The following is an 18613-nucleotide window of genomic DNA, read 5'->3' on the forward strand; positions in this document are numbered from 1 at the left end:
ACTTGCCGCCGCCGTAACCCCGCAACGTTCCGTCGGTTCGCAACGCGCAGAACGGTCAGGTTGACGCGGCTGTTTCTTGTTGGGGGATAAGACCTTAGGGGCGACCAATTGAAAGCTCCCCGGGCCGAACCTTTTGCGAACTCGTAAGTCGTTGGACGACAGGGCATACTCCACTTCAGGGTCTTCCGAATTGTCACGTTGGTCTCAGTCACTCTGATGCTCCACGACCAGACCTCGTCTTGTCGCATGGACCTCATTCCGATCCTGCTCGAACCGACCAGAGCAGATAAAATCATATTGACATGAAGATTTCATGAATGTTCCATGCCGCCATGTTCTCCCGGACCGCCGAATACGCTGTCCGGGCCATGGCGGCCCTCCAGCAGTATCATGATGCCCTGATCGGCGCGGCGGCGCTTTCACAGTCGACGGGGATACCCGCCAATTATCTCTCAAAGATCATGCACGCGCTGGGCCGGGCCGGACTGGTCGACTCGACACGCGGGCCGGGCGGTGGCTTTCGGTTGTCGAAGCCGGCGGACCGCGTGACGGCCTATGAGATCGTGCGGTTGTTCGATGATCTGGTAGGGCAACGCCGCTGCTTTCTGGGCAACAAGACATGCAGTGCCACCCACGCCTGCGCGGCGCATCATGACTGGTCACGCGTGTGGGACAACTACGAATCGTTTCTCAAGAAGATGACGTTGGAGCGGCTCGCGCCCCCGCCGTTTGTCCCACGGGCGCACATGCGGCAACGGGCTTCCAGACGGACGAACAGGTAAGCGAGACATGGAGTACAAGGTCTCCATTCCCGATCGCGACTACTGGAAGCGGCAGATCCGTTGTCAGGACGCCTGCCCCGTGCACACCGATGCGCGCGGGTATGTGCGCGCCATCGCCGCGGGGCGCTTCGCCGAGGCCTATCTCATTGCCCGTGGCCCGAATCCCTTCGCCTCAATCTGCGGACGGATTTGCGGCGCACCCTGCGAAGCGGCGTGCCGGCGCGGTGATATCCCGCGCATCGATGACGCCGGCAATTTCGTCGGACCCGATCTTCCAATCGCGATTCGCGCCCTGAAGCGATTCGCCTGTGAGCAGGCAGGACCAGAGGCACGCCCATCTGAGACTGTGCTCGATGACGTTTGCCGTTGGATCCCCTCTGTCTGCGCCGATGCCGAGGAGATGGCGGCCCTCCTGCGTGCCACCGTCTCCGGGTCGGTCCCGAAGGCCGATGGGCAGGCGGTCGCCATCATTGGTGCTGGTCCCGCCGGGCTGTCCGCCGCGCATGACCTCGCACTCATGGGCTTCAAACCGGTTGTGTTCGAGAGCGAGCCCGTCCCTGCGGGGATGCTGGCCCTGGGCGTACCCGCCTATCGGTTGCCACGTGATCTCATTGCTCGCGAAGTCGAGGTCATTCGCGCGTTGGGCGTCGAGATCCACTGCGGCGTGACGGTCGGCCGGGACGTCTCGTTCACGGCGCTTCGCCATGATTTCGCCGCAGTGATCATCGCCGTCGGCGCCAAATCATCGCGTGCGCTTGGTATGCCCGGGGAGGCGGGGCCGCGGGTCTATGGTGGTGTCGACCTCCTGCGCGCCGCGTCTCTCGGCGAGTCGATCGACATCGGGCGGGATGTCGTGGTGGTCGGCGGGGGAAACGTGGCCTATGATGTCGCGCGAACCGTGATCCGGCAGATCGCCTATGACACGGCCCGGACCGCAGCGCGCCTTCCTTCCACCGGCACCGTTCATCTGGTCTCGCTCGAAACACTGGAAGAAATGCCGGCGGACACGATCGAAATCCGGGAGGGCGATGAAGAAGGTATCCGGCGCCTCAATGGTTGGGGGCCGGTGGAGATCGTACGCAATGGTGCCGGTGCAGTCACCGGCGTGACGTTCCGACAGTGCGTGCGCGTCTATGATGATCAACGGCGTTTCAGCCCGGTATTCGACGATGCCGTCCGGCGCACGGTCCCCTGCGATACTGTCCTGCTTGCGGTCGGGCAGGCGCCCAAGCTGGAATTCCTCGCTACCGGCGGCGCCGATGTTGAGCAGATGCGTCCGGGGTGGCCGAAGGTCGATCCGACGACACTGGCCACAACCGCCCCGGGAGTATTCGTGGCCGGGGACCTGGCGCACGGCACGAGGTTGTTGATCGATGCGGTGGCATCGGGGAAGAAGGCCGCCCGGTCGGTCTATCACCATCTGACCGGTCGAACCATCACTGCCGAGGCGCTGATTGCCCACCTGCCGCTGCCGCTCTATCATCGCGAACGCGGGTACGAGTCGATCGCACGGCTTCGCGTGGCCACGATTGAGCCGGAGGAGCGCCTGGCGCATCCCGACGTCGTCGTCGAGCGGGGATATGACCCCCACGAAGCTGTTTGCGAGGCCTCGCGATGTCTGGATTGCGGCGTCCTACCAGTCTTCGATGGCAACCGTTGTGTTCTGTGCGGTGGCTGTGCCGATGTCTGTCCCACGCAATGCCTGAAGCTCGTGCCGTTTTCGGATGTGGCGCGCGACGACGAACTGGATGCGCTCGTGCGCAGCGCATGGGGAGACGATGATGACCATGCTGCGAATTCGGCAATCCTCAAGGACGATGAGCGCTGCATCCGCTGCGCACTGTGCGCCGACCGGTGCCCCGTGGACGCCATCACCATGGAGCGGACGACCTTTGCGGCCCTTTGGAGGTGTGCATGACCACCCATCCTGCCCAGCCCCCGAGATCGCGACTGGATCCGGAACCGATTTCGCGACGCGATTTCCTGGGTCAGGCGGCATGGTGGACGGCGCTGTCGGTCTTGGGATTCGCCACGCTCGGAATCCTGCGACTTCCGAAGGCGGCTGTGCTGTCGTCGCCATCGAAGAAATTCCGCGTCAAGTTGCCCGATTCGCTGGCGCCCGGGCAACCCTTCATCCCACCCGGGCGTTCGGTAGCGGTCTATCGTGACGCGGAAGGAATCTATGCCGTGTCGCTGCGTTGCACGCACCTGGGATGCATCGTCAAGAGTAGTCCAGACGGATTCGAATGCCCCTGCCACGGCTCACAATTCGCCCCGGACGGGACGGTGCGGAAGGGACCGGCGCCAGTCCGGCTGCCTTGGCACAAGGTTACTTTCAGCGGGGACCAGCTGGTTGTCGATGAAGGCGAGACTGTCCCACCGGGGACCAAGGTAAGCGCATGAGTGCATCGTCCCGAGCAGGGTTGGCATGGCGAGAATTCGGTGTCAATCTGCGTGCCGCTCCCCGGCGCGTGTACGAAACGATGTTCCGCAGCGGTCCGCCGCGCTCGGATCGTACCCGTTCCACCTTCGTGTTCGGCAATGTCTTCCTGCACCTGCATCCGGTACGCACCCACCGCTGGAGTCTGCGCTGGTCGACGACCATGGGGCTGGGGATCGTCTGCGCCGCCTCGTTCCTCATCACGCTGGTGACCGGCGTGATGCTGATGTTCTACTATAAACCATATCCGGATGTGGCGTACGCTTCGATCAAGGACATCCACTTCGTCGTTCCGACCGGTCAATTCATGCGCAACATTCACCGCTGGGCGGCCAACATCATGGTGATAGCCGTCTTTCTGCACATGGCGCGGGTCTTCTTCACGGCGTCCTATCATCAGGGGCGCGAGTTCAACTGGTTGGTGGGCATGGGGCTCTTTGTCGTCACGCTCGGGTTGTCGTTCACCGGGTACCTGCTGCCGTGGGATCAACTGGCCTACTGGGCGATCACGATCGGCGCCAACATCGCCCAATCGCCGCGCGAGGTGACCGACGCAGTCGGGATCACCCGGTGGTTCGATATCGGCGGATTGCAGAAGCAGTTGTTGTTGGGATCTGATGTCGTCGGCGAGGAAGCGCTCATCCGCTTCTATCTGCTCCATGTCATGCTCCTGCCGTTGGTGCTGGTGGCGCTGATGGCGGTGCATTTCTGGCGCATCCGCAAGGACGGGGGATTGCTGCGTCCCGCGAATGCCGACGAGCGCCTCGGCCCACCACCTTTGAACACCTATCCGGTCTTCAGTCAAGCACCCCAAAAGACCTACTCGCTGGCGGCGCTGGTGCGCGGACGAACGCCGGCGGTCGGCAATGGGCCGGAGAATACGCTGCCGTCGATGCCGCACCTGTTCTATGCCGAGATGGCGGTGCTAATGATCACGCTGGTCATCTGCCTGGGGCTGGCGATCTGGATCGATGCGCCGCTGAAGGAGCTGGCCAATCCCAATGTCCCGGAAAATCCGGCGAAAGCGCCATGGTACTTTCTCGGGTTGCAGGAGTGCGTGTCGTTCTCCGCATTTATGGGTGGTGTGGGCATACCGCTGATTGTTCTTCTCGGTTTGGGGCTGATACCCTATCTCGATCGTGAACGGACCGGCTCCGGTCATTGGTTCGGAGGGCCCGGCGGTGTTCGACTGGTCGCGTGGTCGGCCGTGTACGGGTTCGCGGCGGCGATCGGTGTGGAGTCGTTCGCCATTCACTTCGGCTGGCTGCGGGAGTGGTTCCCCAACATCCCGCAGTTGGTCATCACCGCGATCAACCCCGGGACCATTCTCGCCGCCCTGTATGCCGTCTTCTCGCTTCTTGTGCTGCGGCGATACAACTCGGTGCGCGCCGGGGCGCTGGGGTTGTTCACCTGTTTTCTTTGTGGTTTCATCGTGCTGACGACCGTGGGGACGTACTTCCGCGGGCCGAACTGGATGTTCTATTGGTCTCCCGCCGACTGGCCGGTGCACTGACATCATGAAGCACTACAAACATCTCCTCCTGTGGTCCAGTGCCGGATGCCTGGCGCTCTTGATGACAGCGGCGATCAAGGAGAACTTCTTCAAGGAGTGGCGGCTGATCCAACGGTCCGCGCGTGCCGCCAACAGCCCGATCGATGTCCATCTGCGGCAGGTTGTCGTTCCCGGCATGACTGTGAGCGACCGCTGTGTATCGTGTCACGTGGGGATGTCGCCGGGCGAGTCGGAGCTGTCGGGTCCGGCGATCGTGATGGCGCACAAGCCGGTCGTTCACGATCCGGCCGACTATGGCTGCACGGTCTGTCATGCCGGTCAGGGCCGCGCCACCGAATCGGCGGATGCGCATGGCGATGTGCACTTTTGGCCGTCTCCCATGATCCCCCGCCGGTTTGCCTATGCCGGCTGTGGAAGCTGCCATACTTACCTGAATATACCCAACCAGGAAGCATTTCAACGCGGGCGCAATGCCTTCGAACAGGCCGACTGTCTCGCCTGCCACAAGCTCGAAGGACGTGGTGGCACCGCCCGTGTCGGCGGCGTGGGCGGCATGGAAGGTCCTGATCTGTCCACTGTCGGAGCGACGGGATACGATACGACATGGTATACAGGACATCTGACGCGCAGGGATTCGACCAAGGCCGCGCTCTGGATGAATTCCTTTGGATCCCTTGATCGACAGACGCGTCACGATCTCGACGTATTCCTCTCCTCCCGTGTGGGCGCACCGGGCCTGGTCGAGGCCAAGGCGGCATTCCACTCCCTGGGTTGTCGCGGCTGCCACAAGGTCAACGGCGTGGGTGGCGACGATGGCCCCGATCTCAGTCTCATTGGGGAAAAGGATCCGGGTCGGTTGGACTTCTCAAGTGTGACGGGCGAACGCTCATTTGCCGGCTGGCTGGCCGAGCACTTCCGCGCCCCCGCCAAGCTGGTCCCCGGTTCGCAAATGCCGGAATTGGGACTCAATGAAGTGGAGATCGACGAACTCGTCTACCATATGCTGTCGCTGCGCCGGCCGGCATTGCCGGATGCCTATTGGACGACTGATCGTCTCCGCGCCATGCGATTCGGCGAGCGCGAGTTCGCCACCGATGGCGCCACGCTCTACGGGACATTCTGCGCCGCCTGTCATGGCCGCCGCGGCGAGGGGATGCGGTACGCCGGCATGGCCGCGTTTCCGGCGATCGGCAACCCGGATTTCCTGTCGGTCGCGTCGGATGAGTTCATTACAGAGACGGTACGTCGCGGGCGCCCCGGTCGCCGCATGCCGGCATGGGGCGAGAAAGAAGGGGGTTTGCGTTCCGCGGAGGTCGCCGCCGTTGTTGACTACCTCCGGAGTTCAAGCGGAGTACGCGCTCCGGCGGACGACGGTAAACCCAGACGATGGGTGAGCGCGGATGCGACGATGGGCGCGCATCTGTATGTTGCCCATTGCGCCAGTTGCCATGGAGTCAATGGGCAGGGTGCCGAAGGGCCGGCGTTGAACAACCCCGTCCTCCTGCAATCCGCCTCCGACACCTACCTGCTCACCACGATCATGAATGGCCGGCGGAACACTTCAATGAGCGGCTTCCTGACCGCTGCCACGTCGCATCCCGCACTCACTCCATACGAGATTGAGACCATCGTCAGTCATATCCGAACATGGGAGCAGCCCCTATGAGCAATGGCTACTCACGGCGCGCATTCCTTCAGTTGGCCGCCAAGGCGGGCTTCGGCGCCTTCGTTATCTCCGCGATCGATGCGTGGGGACTGGACGCCATCACCAATCCGCTGGCGGTGTACCCGGATCGCGGCTGGGAGCGCGTGTATCGCGATCTGTGGGCCTACGATTCTAAGTTCACCTTTCTCTGCGCGCCCAACGACACACACAATTGCCTGCTGCATGGGTACGTGCGCTCTGGGGTTGTCACGCGAATCGGTCCGACGATGCGCTATGGTGAGGCGACCGATCTGCAGGGCAACCAAACCTCCCATCGCTGGGACCCGCGGTGTTGCCAGAAGGGGCTGGCGTTGACGCGACGCTTCTACGGCGATCGTCGCATCAACCAGTGTATGGTCCGTGCAGGATTCAAACGCTGGGTCGAGGCAGGATTCCCCCGCGGCGACGACGGTGCTCCGCCCAGGGAGTACTTCCAGCGCGCCCGCGATGCGTGGGTCCGGGTCACTCACGATGAGGCCGCGATGCTTGCCGCGAAGACCCTCAAAAACATCGCCGAGACCTACAGCGGCGAAGAGGGCAAGGCGCGGTTACGAGCGCAGCATCACGACCCCGATACGATCGAAACGACCCTGGGAGCGGGCACGCAGGTCCTCAAGTTCCGCGGCGGGATGCCGCTTCTGGGCATCACGCGTGTCTTCGGGTTCTACCGCATGGCCAACTCGATGGCGCTCCTGGATGATACCATTCGCAAGACCGGACCGGACAAGGCGATCGGCGCGCGCGGATTCGACAACTACAGTTGGCATACCGATCTGCCCCCCGGCCACCCCATGGTGACCGGCCAGCAAACCGTCGAGTTCGACTTGCACGCGGTCGAACACTGCAAAACAGTCATCGTCTGGGGCATGAACTGGATCACCACCAAAATGCCGGATGCGCACTGGCTGACGGAAGCGCGATTGAAGGGCACGCGAGTTGTCGTCATCGCCTGCGAATACTCCGCTACGGCGACCAAAGCGGATGAGGCAATTGTGGTCCGTCCGGGGACAACACCGGCGCTCGCGCTGGGGCTTGCCCATGTGATCCTCAGGGAGAAGCTCTATGACGCTGACTATGTGAAACGTTGGACCGACCTCCCGCTGCTGGTCCGAATGGACACGCTCAAATTGTTGCGTGCGGAGGAAATCTTCGGGACGCCGCCGGCCGCGCTGTCCAATCACACACGTGTTCTCGCCGAAGGGGAGAAGGAACCGCCACCCGGTGCTCAACAGGAGATGCTCATCTCCGGTAAGATGCGTCAGGAATGGGGTGACTATGTCTGGTGGGATCGCATTCGCAACGGGCCGCATGCAATCACGCGCGATGAAGTCGGCGAAAAATCCCGTGTCGGCGACCCGTTGCTGACTGGATCGATCGACGTGCCGCTCGCCAAGGGCGGCACCGTGCGATGCCGTCCTGTCTTTGACCTGATTGGTGAATACGCCGCGCATTTCGATCCGAGGACGGTCGAGGAATTGACCTGGGCTCCGTCCGCCAGCGTGGAAGCGCTGGCCCGCCACATCGCCGCCGATCCGGGGACGACGCTCTTTGCCGTCGGGATGGGACCCAATCAGTTCTTCAACAACGACAACAAGGACCGCGACATCTTCCTGCTGGCGGCGCTCACAGGCAACGTGGGGAGGATTGGCGGCAATGTCGGCTCCTATGCCGGCAACTACCGCGTGGCGCTGTTCAATGGCGCGCCGCAGTATATCAACGAGAATCCCTTCGACATCGAGCCGGATCCCGCCAAGCCCGCGCGTCCGAAGCAATACTGGAAGGCGGAATCGGCCCACTACTACAACCACGAGGACCATCCGCTGCGTGTCGGCAACAAACTGTTGACGGGCAAGACCCATATGCCGGCGCCCACGAAGTCATTGTGGTTTGCCAACGCCAACTCGATTCTCGGGAACGTCAAGTGGCACTACAACACGGTGGTGAATGTCCTGCCGCGCGTCGAGATGATCGCCGTCAATGAGTGGTGGTGGACGACGTCATGCGAATGGGCCGACATCGTCTTCGGCGTGGATTCCTGGGCGGAACTGAAACACCCGGACATGACGGCCTCGGTGACGAATCCATTCCTGCAGGTGTTCCCGCGTACGCCGCTGCCGCGCATCTTCCAGACGATGGGGGATATCGAGGTCCTCGCGCTCACCGCCCGCAAGCTGGCCGAACTGACCGGCGACCAGCGTTTTGTCAACTACTGGAAATTCGTCGACGAGGATCAGACCAGCGTCTATCTCCAGCGCATCCTCAATGCCTCGACCAACACCAAGGGATACCGGATGGATGACCTCGAGGCCAAGGCCCAGGAGGGCATTCCCGCGCTGATGAACAGCCGCACGTCCCCGAAGGTTGTCGGGTATGAGCAGATCACCGACTCGCGTCCCTGGTACACCAAGAGCGGGCGGCTGGAATTCTACCGTGAGGAGGATGAGTTCATCGCCGCCGGCGAGAACCTGCCGGTACACCGTGAGCCGGTCGACTCAACGTTCTATGAACCCAACGTGATCGTGGCGCCCCGGCACGAAGCGATTCGCGCCGAGGGCCCCAGGGACTACGGCGTCGCGGAGGACGATCTCTCCTGCGAGACGCGTTGCGGGCGCAACGTCGTCAAAACCTGGCCGGAGACGAAGGCGTCACCACATCCGCTGATCAAGGACGGATTCAGGTTCATCTTCCACACGCCCAAGTACCGTCACGGCTCCCACACAACGCCGATCGACACCGACATGGTGGCGGTGCTCTTCGGCCCATTCGGGGATCTTTACCGCCGCGACAAACGGAGTCCCTTTGTCACCGAGGGATATGTCGACATTCATCCCGCCGATGCGCGTGAGCTCGGCCTGGAGGACGGCGACTATGTCTGGATTGATCCCGATCCCGAGGATCGCCCGTTTCGCGGCTGGCAGACCAACAAGCGCGACTATGAGTTCGCACGCCTGCTCTGCCGGGCCCGCTACTACCCGGGTACGCCGCGCGGTGTGACCCGGATGTGGTTCAACATGTACGCCGCCACGCCCGGCTCACAGGAGGGGCAGAAGACCCGCAGCGACGGGCTGGCGAAGAACCCGCGCACCAATTACCAGTCCATGTTCCGCAGCGGTTCGCATCAGTCTGCAACCCGGGGATGGCTGAAGCCAACCTGGATGACTGATTCGCTGGTCCGCAAAGGGCTCTTTGGCCAGGGTGTGGGTAAGGGATTTCTGCCTGACGTACACTGCCCCACCGGGGCGCCGCGCGAGGCGATTGTGAAGATCACACGCGCAGAACCGGGAGGTCTTGAGGGCTCCGGCTTGTGGCGACCCGCCTCCCTGGGGATACGTCCCCGCTATGAAAGCAACGAGATGAGCCAGTATCTCGCGGGCAACTTCCTGACCGATGGCGAACCGAAGGAGGGCTGATCATGGCACGTGTCCACAATTGGCAGATCGGCCGGGAGATGTCCTACTGGTATCCCGAGAGCCGTCCGCACAGGCAGTTTGCGGCGATCTTCGACATCAACAAGTGCATTGCCTGCCAGACCTGTACGCTGGCCTGCAAGACCACCTGGACCTCAGGCAAGGGCCAGGAGTACATGCTGTGGAACAACGTCGAGTCGAAGCCCTACGGGTTCTATCCGCTCGCCTGGGATTTGAAGTTGCTGCAAATGCTCGGCGCGCAGAGCTGGACCAAAGGCGCCTACACCGGGCAGACGATATTCGAGTCGGCGCCGGCGGGGAAGCGTGTGCTCGGCTGGCGTCCCGATGAGACCGACTACGCCTACCCCAACGTGGGCGAGGATGACTGCGCCGGACAGATCGAGAACGGCGCCGATTTGCAGGTTCCGCACCTCGCCTGGTTCTTCTATCTGGCGCGCATCTGCAACCACTGCACCTATCCCGCCTGTCTGGCCTCCTGCCCACGCGGTTCGATCTACAAACGCCCTGAGGATGGAATCGTGCTGGTGGACCAGAGCCGGTGCCGCGGCTATCGCGAATGCGTTCAGGCGTGTCCCTATAAGAAGGTCTTCTACAACCCGATGACCGGCACCTCGGAAAAGTGCATCGCCTGCTTCCCCAAGATGGAGCAGGGCTTGCAGCCGCAGTGTTTCGTGAACTGCATCGGCAAGATTCGCATGGCGGGCTGGGTGTCGCAGCCCGAGGATGCGCGGCCGGACAATCCGATCGACTACCTCGTCCACGTGCGGAAAGTCGCGCTGCCGTTGTTCCCGCAGTTCGGGCTGGAGCCGAACGTGTATTACATTCCGCCGATTCATGCCCCGATGATGTTCCTGCAACAGATGTTCGGTCCCGGAGCCGAGCAGGCGGTGAGAACCTATCAATCGGCGCCGGCGGATCCCGATCTGGCGGGGCTGTTGCGTCTGTTCGGATGCACGGAGAAGGTGATCCCGCGCTGGAAACGCGTGGGCGACTCGATCATCGGCTCCCGTGAGGACGGCGGGGAAATCGTGCGTGTCCCGATGCGCGAGCCGGTCTACATTCGCCCGGCCTTCGACGCCAAGTACCAGATCGCCCGGGTCAATTGCCCATGAGAAGAGGAGCATCGATGCGGAAGCTCATGTGGGGTCTGGCGCTGCTGGGGCTGGTGCTCTCCACGGCATCCTGCGGCGGCAAACATACGGCACCGACGCCGGAGGTGGTCATGGTCGGTCGGGCCACACTCCCCGTCGACCCCGTCGATCCCGCCTGGCAGTCCGTGCCGGAGCACGTTGCCAAACTGCTGTTGCAGGACATGGTTGAGCCGCGGCTCTTGTTACCATCGACCGCCGAAGTCCGCGTGCGGGCGATTCACAACAACGTGGGTGTCGCCTTCCGCCTGGAGTGGTCCGACTCTACCGACGACGATGTCGCCACGCCATCGCGTTTCAGCGACGCCTGCGCGGTTCAGTTGCCCATGAATTCCGGGGCCGATCTACCGGCCCCGCAAATGGGAGAGAGCGAGCGGCCGGTGGAGATCACCTATTGGAATGCCGGATGGCAGGCGATAGTCGATGGACGCGCCGACACGATCACGGCGATCTATCCCAATGCCAGTATCGACCACTATCCGTTCGAGGCAAGATCACTGGACAAGAACTCGACAGCGCAGCATGAGATGGCGGCGCGGTATGCGCCAGCGCGCGCATTGGGCAATCCAATGGCCGGTCCGCGTGAGGTTCCGGTGCAGGACCTGATCGCCGAAGGCGCCGGTACTCTGACCCCGGCGGCGTCGACACGTTCACGGGGGCGCGGCGTGCGCACATCGAGCGGCTGGGCAGTGGTCATCATCCGCCCGTTGCCCGGTGGATTGACAGCGCAGAGTCGCTCGCAAGTCGCATTCGCCGTTTGGGAGGGTTCGCGCCAGGAAGCGGGTGCGCGCAAGATGCGCACCGGATGGGTGCCGTTGTCACGGGAGACGGCGCCATGAATCCCGATACCGTCCGCTTGCTCCGGGAGGCCGCGCAATGGCGGCTGCTCGGCCTGTTGTTCGAATGTCCCCAGGCCGGCTGGCAGCCGCAACTCGCCGCACTGGCCGGGGAAGCCGGGGATCACGCGCTGCAACGGGCCGTCGATGCGGCTTGTCACGAGGGCTCAATCGAATTGTACTCCACAATCTTCGGCCCCGGCGGCCCCGCCGCTCCCCGCGAGGTGAGCTACCGGGAGATGACGATCCCCGGGCAGATATTCGGTGAATTGAGGACGTATTACAGGGCTTTCGGTTATGAGCCCTCTTGTGGAGAAGCGCCCGATCACATCGCCGTGGAGTTGGGATTCGTCGCCTACCTGCGGCTGAAGGAGGCATATGCCCGCGAGCGACAGAATCCCGGAGAAGCGGACGTCGCTGCCGAGGCCGCGACCCGGTTCATAGCCGACCACTTGGCACCCATGGCAGTGTCGCTGGCCGAGAATCTGGCGCGTTCTGACGTCGCATACTTCGTCGCCGCCGGTGAGGCATTGCGCAATCGGATTATGAGGGCCACTGCACCGGTCACGGTATGAAATGACAATGAAAGCTGTTGTGCCACAATCGACCCTGCAACCGACCGTCAACTACGGCAACGATGGGCAAACAAGGGGCTTCAGCCCCTTGTTCACAGTATCATGATGCAAACCGAGACAATGGGCGCACGACCTGGATCTGCAGTGCCATTCGCCGACTGCACAGGGATCGTCTTGGCCGGGGGCCTGTCGACACGTTGGGGATGCTCCAAGGCCGATGTGACCTGGCGGGGACAGACGCTTCTGAGTCACGTCGTCGAGCGGCTGCGCACGGTGTCTTCCGAGGTGATCGCGGTGGCGCGTCGGGAGCAACAGACCTCTCACTGGCCGGTGGATCGCGTCGTCCATGATGATCCCACCCTTCCGGCCGGACCCTTGCGCGGAATCGTCGGCGGATTGGGCGCCTGTCGCACGTCGCTCGCCTTCGTCCTGTCGTGCGACACACCCGGAGTTCATCCCGCCTTGCTGATGGCGTTGCGTGATCGCCTTACCCCCGGGGGATTGGGCGTCATGGCGGAGTGGGATGATCGCATTCAACCGCTGGTCGCGCTCTATGCGATTGCGGCTCGCCGCCCATTGGAGGATTCACTGCGGCGCGGCGAACAATCCCCGACACGCGCCCTGGCGACGCTGCCATTGCGGATTCTGTCGGCATCCGAATGCCGGGATGTCGATCCGTTGGGGTTGAGTTTCATGAATCTGAACACTCCGGGCGACTTGGCCCGCCTGGAGAGCACGCTGGTGTCGGCATCGGATGGTGCCGTTCATTCAGTCGGTTGAGGATGCGCGGTGATCACAGGCCAGACGATCTCTCCATCATCTCGGATCGGAACCGATCGCGGCGGCCACGTCATGGTCAGGCCAGAGGAACCGCTGACCGATCCCTTCGGTCGGACACACACTTACCTGCGCGTTTCCGTAACCGATCGCTGCAACCTGCGGTGCTTCTACTGCATGCCGCGTGCGGGGATTGCCCATCGCGACCGCGACGAGATTCTCACGTTCGATGAAATCGTCCGTCTGGCCCGTCTGTTTGCCCGAATGGGGACCAACAAGATCCGTCTCACCGGCGGCGAACCGCTGGCACGCCGGGGCATCGAGGACCTGATCGTCGCACTTGCCGGCATCAGCGGCATCGAGACATTGGGCATGACGACGAACGGTCTGCTTCTGGCGGATCGGGCGCATGGGCTGCGGCGTGCCGGTCTGACTCACTTGAATGTCAGTCTCGACACGCTCCGTCCGGAGCGCTTCGCGAGGATCGCCCTGCGTGAGGGCCACGCCCAAGTGCCGGCAGGGATCGTTGCGGCTCTGGATGCCGGTTTTGTCCCTCTCAAGCTGAACATGGTCGTCCTCGGTGGGATCAACGACGACGAGGTCCTCGATTTCGTCGCGTTGACACGATCCCGGCCGATCCATGTTCGCTTCATCGAGTTTATGCCGTTTCGCGCCAATGGCTGGGAGGGCGCCCGCTTCGTGCCTGCGGCGGCTCTGCAACGGCGCATTCGGGAACGATTCCCGCTCATTCCCACCATGGCCGATGAGAGCCACCCTCCCGTCGCCCGCGAGTTCCGGATCGATGGGCATCAGGGTACGGTCGGGTTCATCGCCTCGATGTCTGATCACTTCTGCGTCGGCTGCCGTCGCCTGCGTCTGACCTCGGATGGCTCGCTGAAGACCTGCCTGTTCTTCCCTGCTGAAGTCTCCCTGCGCGATGAGATGCGTGCGGGGGCATCTGATGGCGACCTGATGTGCCTGATCCGCCGCACCGTGCAGGGAAAGCGACTCGCCCACCCGCCTCTGGAGGAGCTCCAGAATGCGGACACCCAGAGCATGATTGAGATCGGTGGATAGACGATGCTCGACGTTTCCCGGAAGTTCACGACCCTGCGGACCGCGACGGCAACGGCGACGCTGCGCGCCTTGCCGGAGACGCTGGCGCTCGTCCGCGAGGGTAAGGTACCGAAGGGTGAGCCATTGACAGTGGCGAAGGTCGCCGCCGTGCAGGCCGCCAAGAACACCAGCCAGATCATCCCCTACTGCCATCCGATCCCGGTTGACGCCGTGAACGTCGATTTCACGCTTCTCCCCACGGAGATCCGGATCGAAACCGCCGTCACGGCGGTTCACAAGACCGGCGTGGAGATGGAGGCGCTGACCGCCGCCGCGGTGGCGGCATTGACCCTGTATGACATGCTCAAGCCGCTCGACGACTCACTGGAGATCACCGGCATCCGGCTGGTGCGCAAACGCGGCGGCAAGGACGAGTTCCGCGATTCCTTTGCCCAGCCGTTGCGGGCGGCGGTGCTCGTGCTTTCCGATTCGATCGCCGCCGGTGCCAAGAGCGATGCGTCCGGCCGGTTGATCGTCGAACGGCTGCGCATGGAGGGGGTCGAGGTCGCGGACTACAAGATCATCCCGGATGAGCAAACCCTCATCGAGACGGAATTGTGTCGATATGCCGACGATCTGCAACTCGACCTGGTCATGACCACCGGGGGCACAGGGTTGGGGCCGCGCGATCAGACACCCGAAGCGATGAGTCGCGTGATCGAACGGGAGGTTCCCGGGATCGCGGAGGCCGCGCGCACCTATGGCCAACAGCGAACGCCCTTCGCGATGCTGTCGCGCGGCCGTGCCGGGGTCAGGGGCCGCACGTTGATCGTCAATCTCCCCGGCTCACGCCGGGGTGTGGCCGAATCGCTCGATGCCCTGTTCCCCGGACTGCTCCACATCTTCAAGATGCTTGCCGGTGGCGGACATCCCGCCGATCCGGCCCGGTCAGCGGAGCCAGGCGAATGATCGACTATTCCGACGCACTAAGTATGGTACTCAGGCAGACCGGTCCGCTTGGTGTGCAGCGCGTGCGACTGGAGGACTCACCTGGGTGCGTACTCGCCAGGCCGTTGCGCGCCCGTTACGACTCGCCGCGTTTTTCCCAATCGGCGATGGATGGATATGCCGTGCGTGCGGCCGACCTGCGCGGCGCGGCAGCACGCGCTCCCGTCCCGCTGGAGTTGGTGGGAGCCGCCTATGCCGGGCGGCCGTCGCGGGCGATCGTCCGCAGAGGCACAGCGGTCGGGATCATGACCGGTGCGCCGCTGCCGCGCGGCGCCGACACCGTCGTCATGAAAGAAGTTTGCACAGAGCACGATTCCGGGCTGATCGTTCGTGAGGCGGCGCGACGCGGCGACAATGTCCGTCGCCGGGGTGAAGAGTACCGTAAACGTGCGCTCTTATTGCCCGCCGGTACGCGGATCACACCGCCGGTCATCGGCCTGGTGGCCGCAGCGGGTCATGCATCGGTCACCGTCTATCGCAAACCGACAGTCGTCCTGATTGTGACCGGCGATGAGCTGCGTCGGCCGGGCCAGTCACTGCGTGCCGGGGAGATCCATGACTCAAACTCCCCGGCTCTGGCTGCAGCTCTGCAAGAACTGGGAATCGGAGCCGGCAGGATCGTGCATACGAAGGACCGTACGTCCCCCATCCGGAACCATCTCCGCCGTGCGCTGAGCTCCGCCGATGTGCTCATTACTGTTGGTGGCGTGTCGGTCGGCGACCGGGATCTGGTGAAGCCGATTCTGGAGGAGCTGGGTGTGCATACGCTCTTCTGGAAGGTCGCGATCAAGCCCGGGAAACCAAACTACTTTGGCGTCTATCGCCCGCAAGGGCGCCACCGACCTCCTCGCATGACGCGCACGTCCCATGCGCTCGTCTTCGGCCTCCCCGGTAATCCGGTATCGGCGCTGTTGTCTTTCCATCAACTGGTCAAGCCGGCCCTCCTGAAGATCCTCGGCCTGAAGAACCACGCGCCGGGGACTTCGGTTGCGACACTCGCCAAACCCCTGCGCAAGAAGGCCGGTCGTCTGGAGTGGGTGCGCGGTGTCACCCGTCGGGAGGACGGCAGACTGCTGGTGACGCCGACGGCAGCGCAGGAATCCCACATGCTCACTGGTCTGGCACAGGCGGAGTGTTTAATTGATTGTCCCGTAGAGCAAACAGACCTGCGCGTCGGCGCCGATGTCAATATCCGGCTTCTGGAGTGGCGGCAGTGAAGCCCGATTCCCCGCGACAGGGAACCGTGCTGGCGCTCTCGACCAGCACGACGAAAGGTGTACCGAAGACCAATGTGCCCCGGGCGCAGTTGGTGGCCGATTGGGGCATCCGAGGCGATGCCCATGCGGGCCCCTGGCATCGGCAGATCAGTCTCCTGGCGTCTGAGAGCATTGCCAAGATCCGTGCCCGTGGACTAAATGTCCGTCCCGGCGCCTTTGCCGAGAACATCACGACGTTCGGTGTCGATATCACCGACGTGCGAATCGGCGACCGATTGGCGGTCGGCGTCACGCTGCTGGAGATCACGCAACTCGGCAAGGAATGTCACAACCGCTGCGCGATCTACTTCGCTGCGGGGGATTGTGTGATGCCCCGCGAAGGCATCTTCGCGCGCGTTCTGATCGGAGGCGGTGTCCGAGTCGGCGATGCCGTGCAGATTCTCCATGTGGCCGAGGGTCACGACTCCACGTCATGTGCGGGTGTGAACGAGTCGGTGGCCGTCAACGCCGGATCAACACCAAACGGACCGCCGCGATCAGAATCAGGCACGCGAAGATCAATTCCAGATGTCGGGGTTTCGCCTTGAGCGCCCCATAACGTGAGCCGACAAACGCCCCCAGCATACATACCAGTCCGTACACGGCAAGTCGCTGCCCATCAACCAACCCGCCGCCCGCGACATGCGCACTCAGCGCCGCCGCCGAGCTGAGCATCACGTACAGACTCGTGGTCGCCGCGGCGATCTTGGTGTCGGCAACGGCCAGAGAGACCAACAGCGGCCCCAGGAGAATTCCCCCGCCGATTCCGACCATCCCGGAGGGGATCCCGACCGCAACTCCGATCGCAAGCCGGGTCCACCATGAGTCGGATAGCTTCGGCGCAGCGGTCATCCGCTGCTTTTTGCCCCAGAACATGCGGATTGCGATGGCCAACAGTGCTGCGGCCAGAAGCCAGCGGAATGCAGCAGCCGAGATCGGCATCCGCGCCCCGATCGCAGCGCCGACCACTCCCCCGATCAGGATCGGAATCGACAGCCGCCATGACATGTGCCCGGACCGGTGGTAGATGATCGAACCGACACCCGCAGCAACAACGTTCAACCCCCAGGACAAAGGGCGAATCTGGTCAGGATCGTGACTCCAAAAGGAGAGAATCGCAAGGTAAGATGATCCGCCTCCAAGGCCCACGGAGGCGTACGCCGCGGCAGTGAGGAGCAGCACACCAGACAGCAGCACGGTCACCACGCAGCCAGCATACTATGTTCGTCCCCGGAGAGGAATACCGATTGCAGGGGAATCCGGCGTGATACCTGTCTTACTGGACTGTGGCCCTGAAGTTCGGCGGCCGGAGTCCTCTTGTATCAAGTGCGCGTGGACGCTTCCCCCGCTTCGCCCCGACCCCGCAAATCGTCCGCCGTCATGCGTCCGTGGGGCCATCCTCTTGGTAGCAAGAAGGCCGAAGACGGACATTGGGAACATTCCCTTCGCAAGGAAAGATGCCGACGAAGCGATGGGAGATCCCTATCCGCTTCCTCGACTTGACTTCCTCGCCGTTCAATCGATGAAGTGATGCAGGGCGGGGGAGGTCGGGCAGATGAAGCTCGAAGCTGCGATTGCAGGGTTCGCCCGCCAGCAGGCGGCAGACGGGCGGTCTGGGCACACCCGGGCGGCATACCGGCGGGATTTGGGGGCGTTGGGGCGGTGGTTGGACGGTTCCATCGATCTGCCGGGCGTGTCGGCGGCTCTGAGTGAATTCGATGCCCTCTGGTATGTGCTTGTTCCCACGGAACGCGAGCATCTGATCCGCTCCATCATCGAGCATATTGAGTGCTCAGCTGACGACTTCATCCGCGTAGTCTTCCGGACCGCAATCGCCAACAACCAACCAGATTCGTGCTCCCTGCCGGAGCAGGAAGGCGCCGATGCCATCCCACCCAATGCCGCGATCTGTGTATGAGACCATCCGGGCGCAGGCCCGAGAAGAGGTGTACGACGCGATCTGGCGGCGTCCCGCTTCTTGTTGAAAATCTCCTGACGTATCCTTTCGGCTTCAGGCATCCGGCATTGTTACGCGGCGAGATGCCATTTCTGGTTGACGAGTTCTGCCATCTGGCGATGCCCGTCGATC

General features: G+C 63.1%; 16 protein-coding genes. 15 read left to right on the forward strand and 1 reads right to left on the reverse strand.

Annotated elements, in window-relative coordinates; translation table 11 throughout:
• Nucleotides 1-317: 317 nt before the first annotated feature.
• The 14 genes from AB1792_09985 to AB1792_10050 all read left to right on the forward strand — a co-directional run bounded on the left by AB1792_09985 (nucleotide 318) and on the right by AB1792_10050 (nucleotide 17072).
• Nucleotides 318-782: an Rrf2 family transcriptional regulator gene (locus AB1792_09985; protein ID MEW5702545.1), complete on the forward strand. Its 465-nt coding sequence runs from the start codon at nucleotides 318-320 to the stop codon at nucleotides 780-782.
• Between the two features lie 7 nt (nucleotides 783-789).
• A complete protein-coding gene (locus AB1792_09990; GenBank protein MEW5702546.1) occupies nucleotides 790-2700 on the forward strand; it encodes an FAD-dependent oxidoreductase in 1911 nt (636 codons plus the stop codon).
• The gene (locus AB1792_09995; protein ID MEW5702547.1) at nucleotides 2697-3185 is read left to right on the forward strand and encodes a ubiquinol-cytochrome c reductase iron-sulfur subunit; all 489 of its coding nucleotides are present in this window, start codon (nucleotides 2697-2699) and stop codon (nucleotides 3183-3185) included. Before AB1792_09990 ends, AB1792_09995 begins: the two co-directional genes overlap by 4 nt.
• Entirely contained in the window at nucleotides 3182-4735 is a 1554-nt protein-coding gene (locus AB1792_10000; GenBank protein ID MEW5702548.1) for a cytochrome b N-terminal domain-containing protein, read from the forward strand. The genes AB1792_09995 and AB1792_10000 overlap by 4 nt, the downstream gene beginning before the upstream one ends.
• Before the next feature lie 4 nt (nucleotides 4736-4739).
• Nucleotides 4740-6401 carry a c-type cytochrome gene (locus AB1792_10005; protein MEW5702549.1) on the forward strand — a complete coding sequence of 554 codons (1662 nt, stop codon included), beginning with the start codon at nucleotides 4740-4742 and terminating at the stop codon, nucleotides 6399-6401.
• Complete coding sequence (locus AB1792_10010) at nucleotides 6398-9850, forward strand: molybdopterin-dependent oxidoreductase (protein ID MEW5702550.1); 3453 nt, start codon at nucleotides 6398-6400, stop codon at nucleotides 9848-9850. Before AB1792_10005 ends, AB1792_10010 begins: the two co-directional genes overlap by 4 nt.
• Before the next feature lie 2 nt (nucleotides 9851-9852).
• Entirely contained in the window at nucleotides 9853-10980 is a 1128-nt protein-coding gene (locus AB1792_10015) for a 4Fe-4S dicluster domain-containing protein (GenBank protein MEW5702551.1), read from the forward strand.
• Between the two features lie 14 nt (nucleotides 10981-10994).
• A complete protein-coding gene (locus tag AB1792_10020; GenBank protein ID MEW5702552.1) occupies nucleotides 10995-11855 on the forward strand; it encodes an ethylbenzene dehydrogenase-related protein in 861 nt (286 codons plus the stop codon).
• Complete coding sequence (locus AB1792_10025) at nucleotides 11852-12427, forward strand: molecular chaperone TorD family protein (protein MEW5702553.1); 576 nt, start codon at nucleotides 11852-11854, stop codon at nucleotides 12425-12427. The genes AB1792_10020 and AB1792_10025 overlap by 4 nt, the downstream gene beginning before the upstream one ends.
• Before the next feature lie 144 nt (nucleotides 12428-12571).
• Entirely contained in the window at nucleotides 12572-13207 is a 636-nt protein-coding gene (locus AB1792_10030) for a molybdenum cofactor guanylyltransferase (GenBank protein MEW5702554.1), read from the forward strand.
• Between the two features lie 9 nt (nucleotides 13208-13216).
• A complete protein-coding gene (gene moaA, locus AB1792_10035; protein MEW5702555.1) occupies nucleotides 13217-14281 on the forward strand; it encodes a GTP 3',8-cyclase MoaA in 1065 nt (354 codons plus the stop codon).
• 3 nt (nucleotides 14282-14284) lie between these two features.
• A complete protein-coding gene (gene moaCB, locus AB1792_10040; GenBank protein MEW5702556.1) occupies nucleotides 14285-15229 on the forward strand; it encodes a bifunctional molybdenum cofactor biosynthesis protein MoaC/MoaB in 945 nt (314 codons plus the stop codon).
• Nucleotides 15226-16485: a gephyrin-like molybdotransferase Glp gene (gene glp / locus AB1792_10045; protein ID MEW5702557.1), complete on the forward strand. Its 1260-nt coding sequence runs from the start codon at nucleotides 15226-15228 to the stop codon at nucleotides 16483-16485. Before moaCB ends, glp begins: the two co-directional genes overlap by 4 nt.
• Nucleotides 16486-16577: 92 nt before the next feature.
• The gene (locus tag AB1792_10050; protein MEW5702558.1) at nucleotides 16578-17072 is read left to right on the forward strand and encodes an MOSC domain-containing protein; all 495 of its coding nucleotides are present in this window, start codon (nucleotides 16578-16580) and stop codon (nucleotides 17070-17072) included.
• Here AB1792_10050 and AB1792_10055 read toward each other — a convergent pair.
• Nucleotides 16987-17727 (reverse strand): sulfite exporter TauE/SafE family protein, encoded by a 741-nt coding sequence (locus tag AB1792_10055; protein ID MEW5702559.1) that lies wholly within the window; start codon nucleotides 17725-17727, stop codon nucleotides 16987-16989. The genes AB1792_10050 and AB1792_10055 overlap by 86 nt on opposite strands.
• Before the next feature lie 352 nt (nucleotides 17728-18079).
• On the opposite strand from AB1792_10055, the gene AB1792_10060 reads away from it, so the two are divergent.
• A complete protein-coding gene (locus AB1792_10060) occupies nucleotides 18080-18442 on the forward strand; it encodes a hypothetical protein (GenBank protein ID MEW5702560.1) in 363 nt (120 codons plus the stop codon).
• Nucleotides 18443-18613: the final 171 nt, after the last annotated feature.

The organism is Candidatus Zixiibacteriota bacterium (assembly GCA_040752595.1).
Lineage (GTDB): Bacteria > Zixibacteria > MSB-5A5 > WJJR01 > WJJR01 > JACQFV01.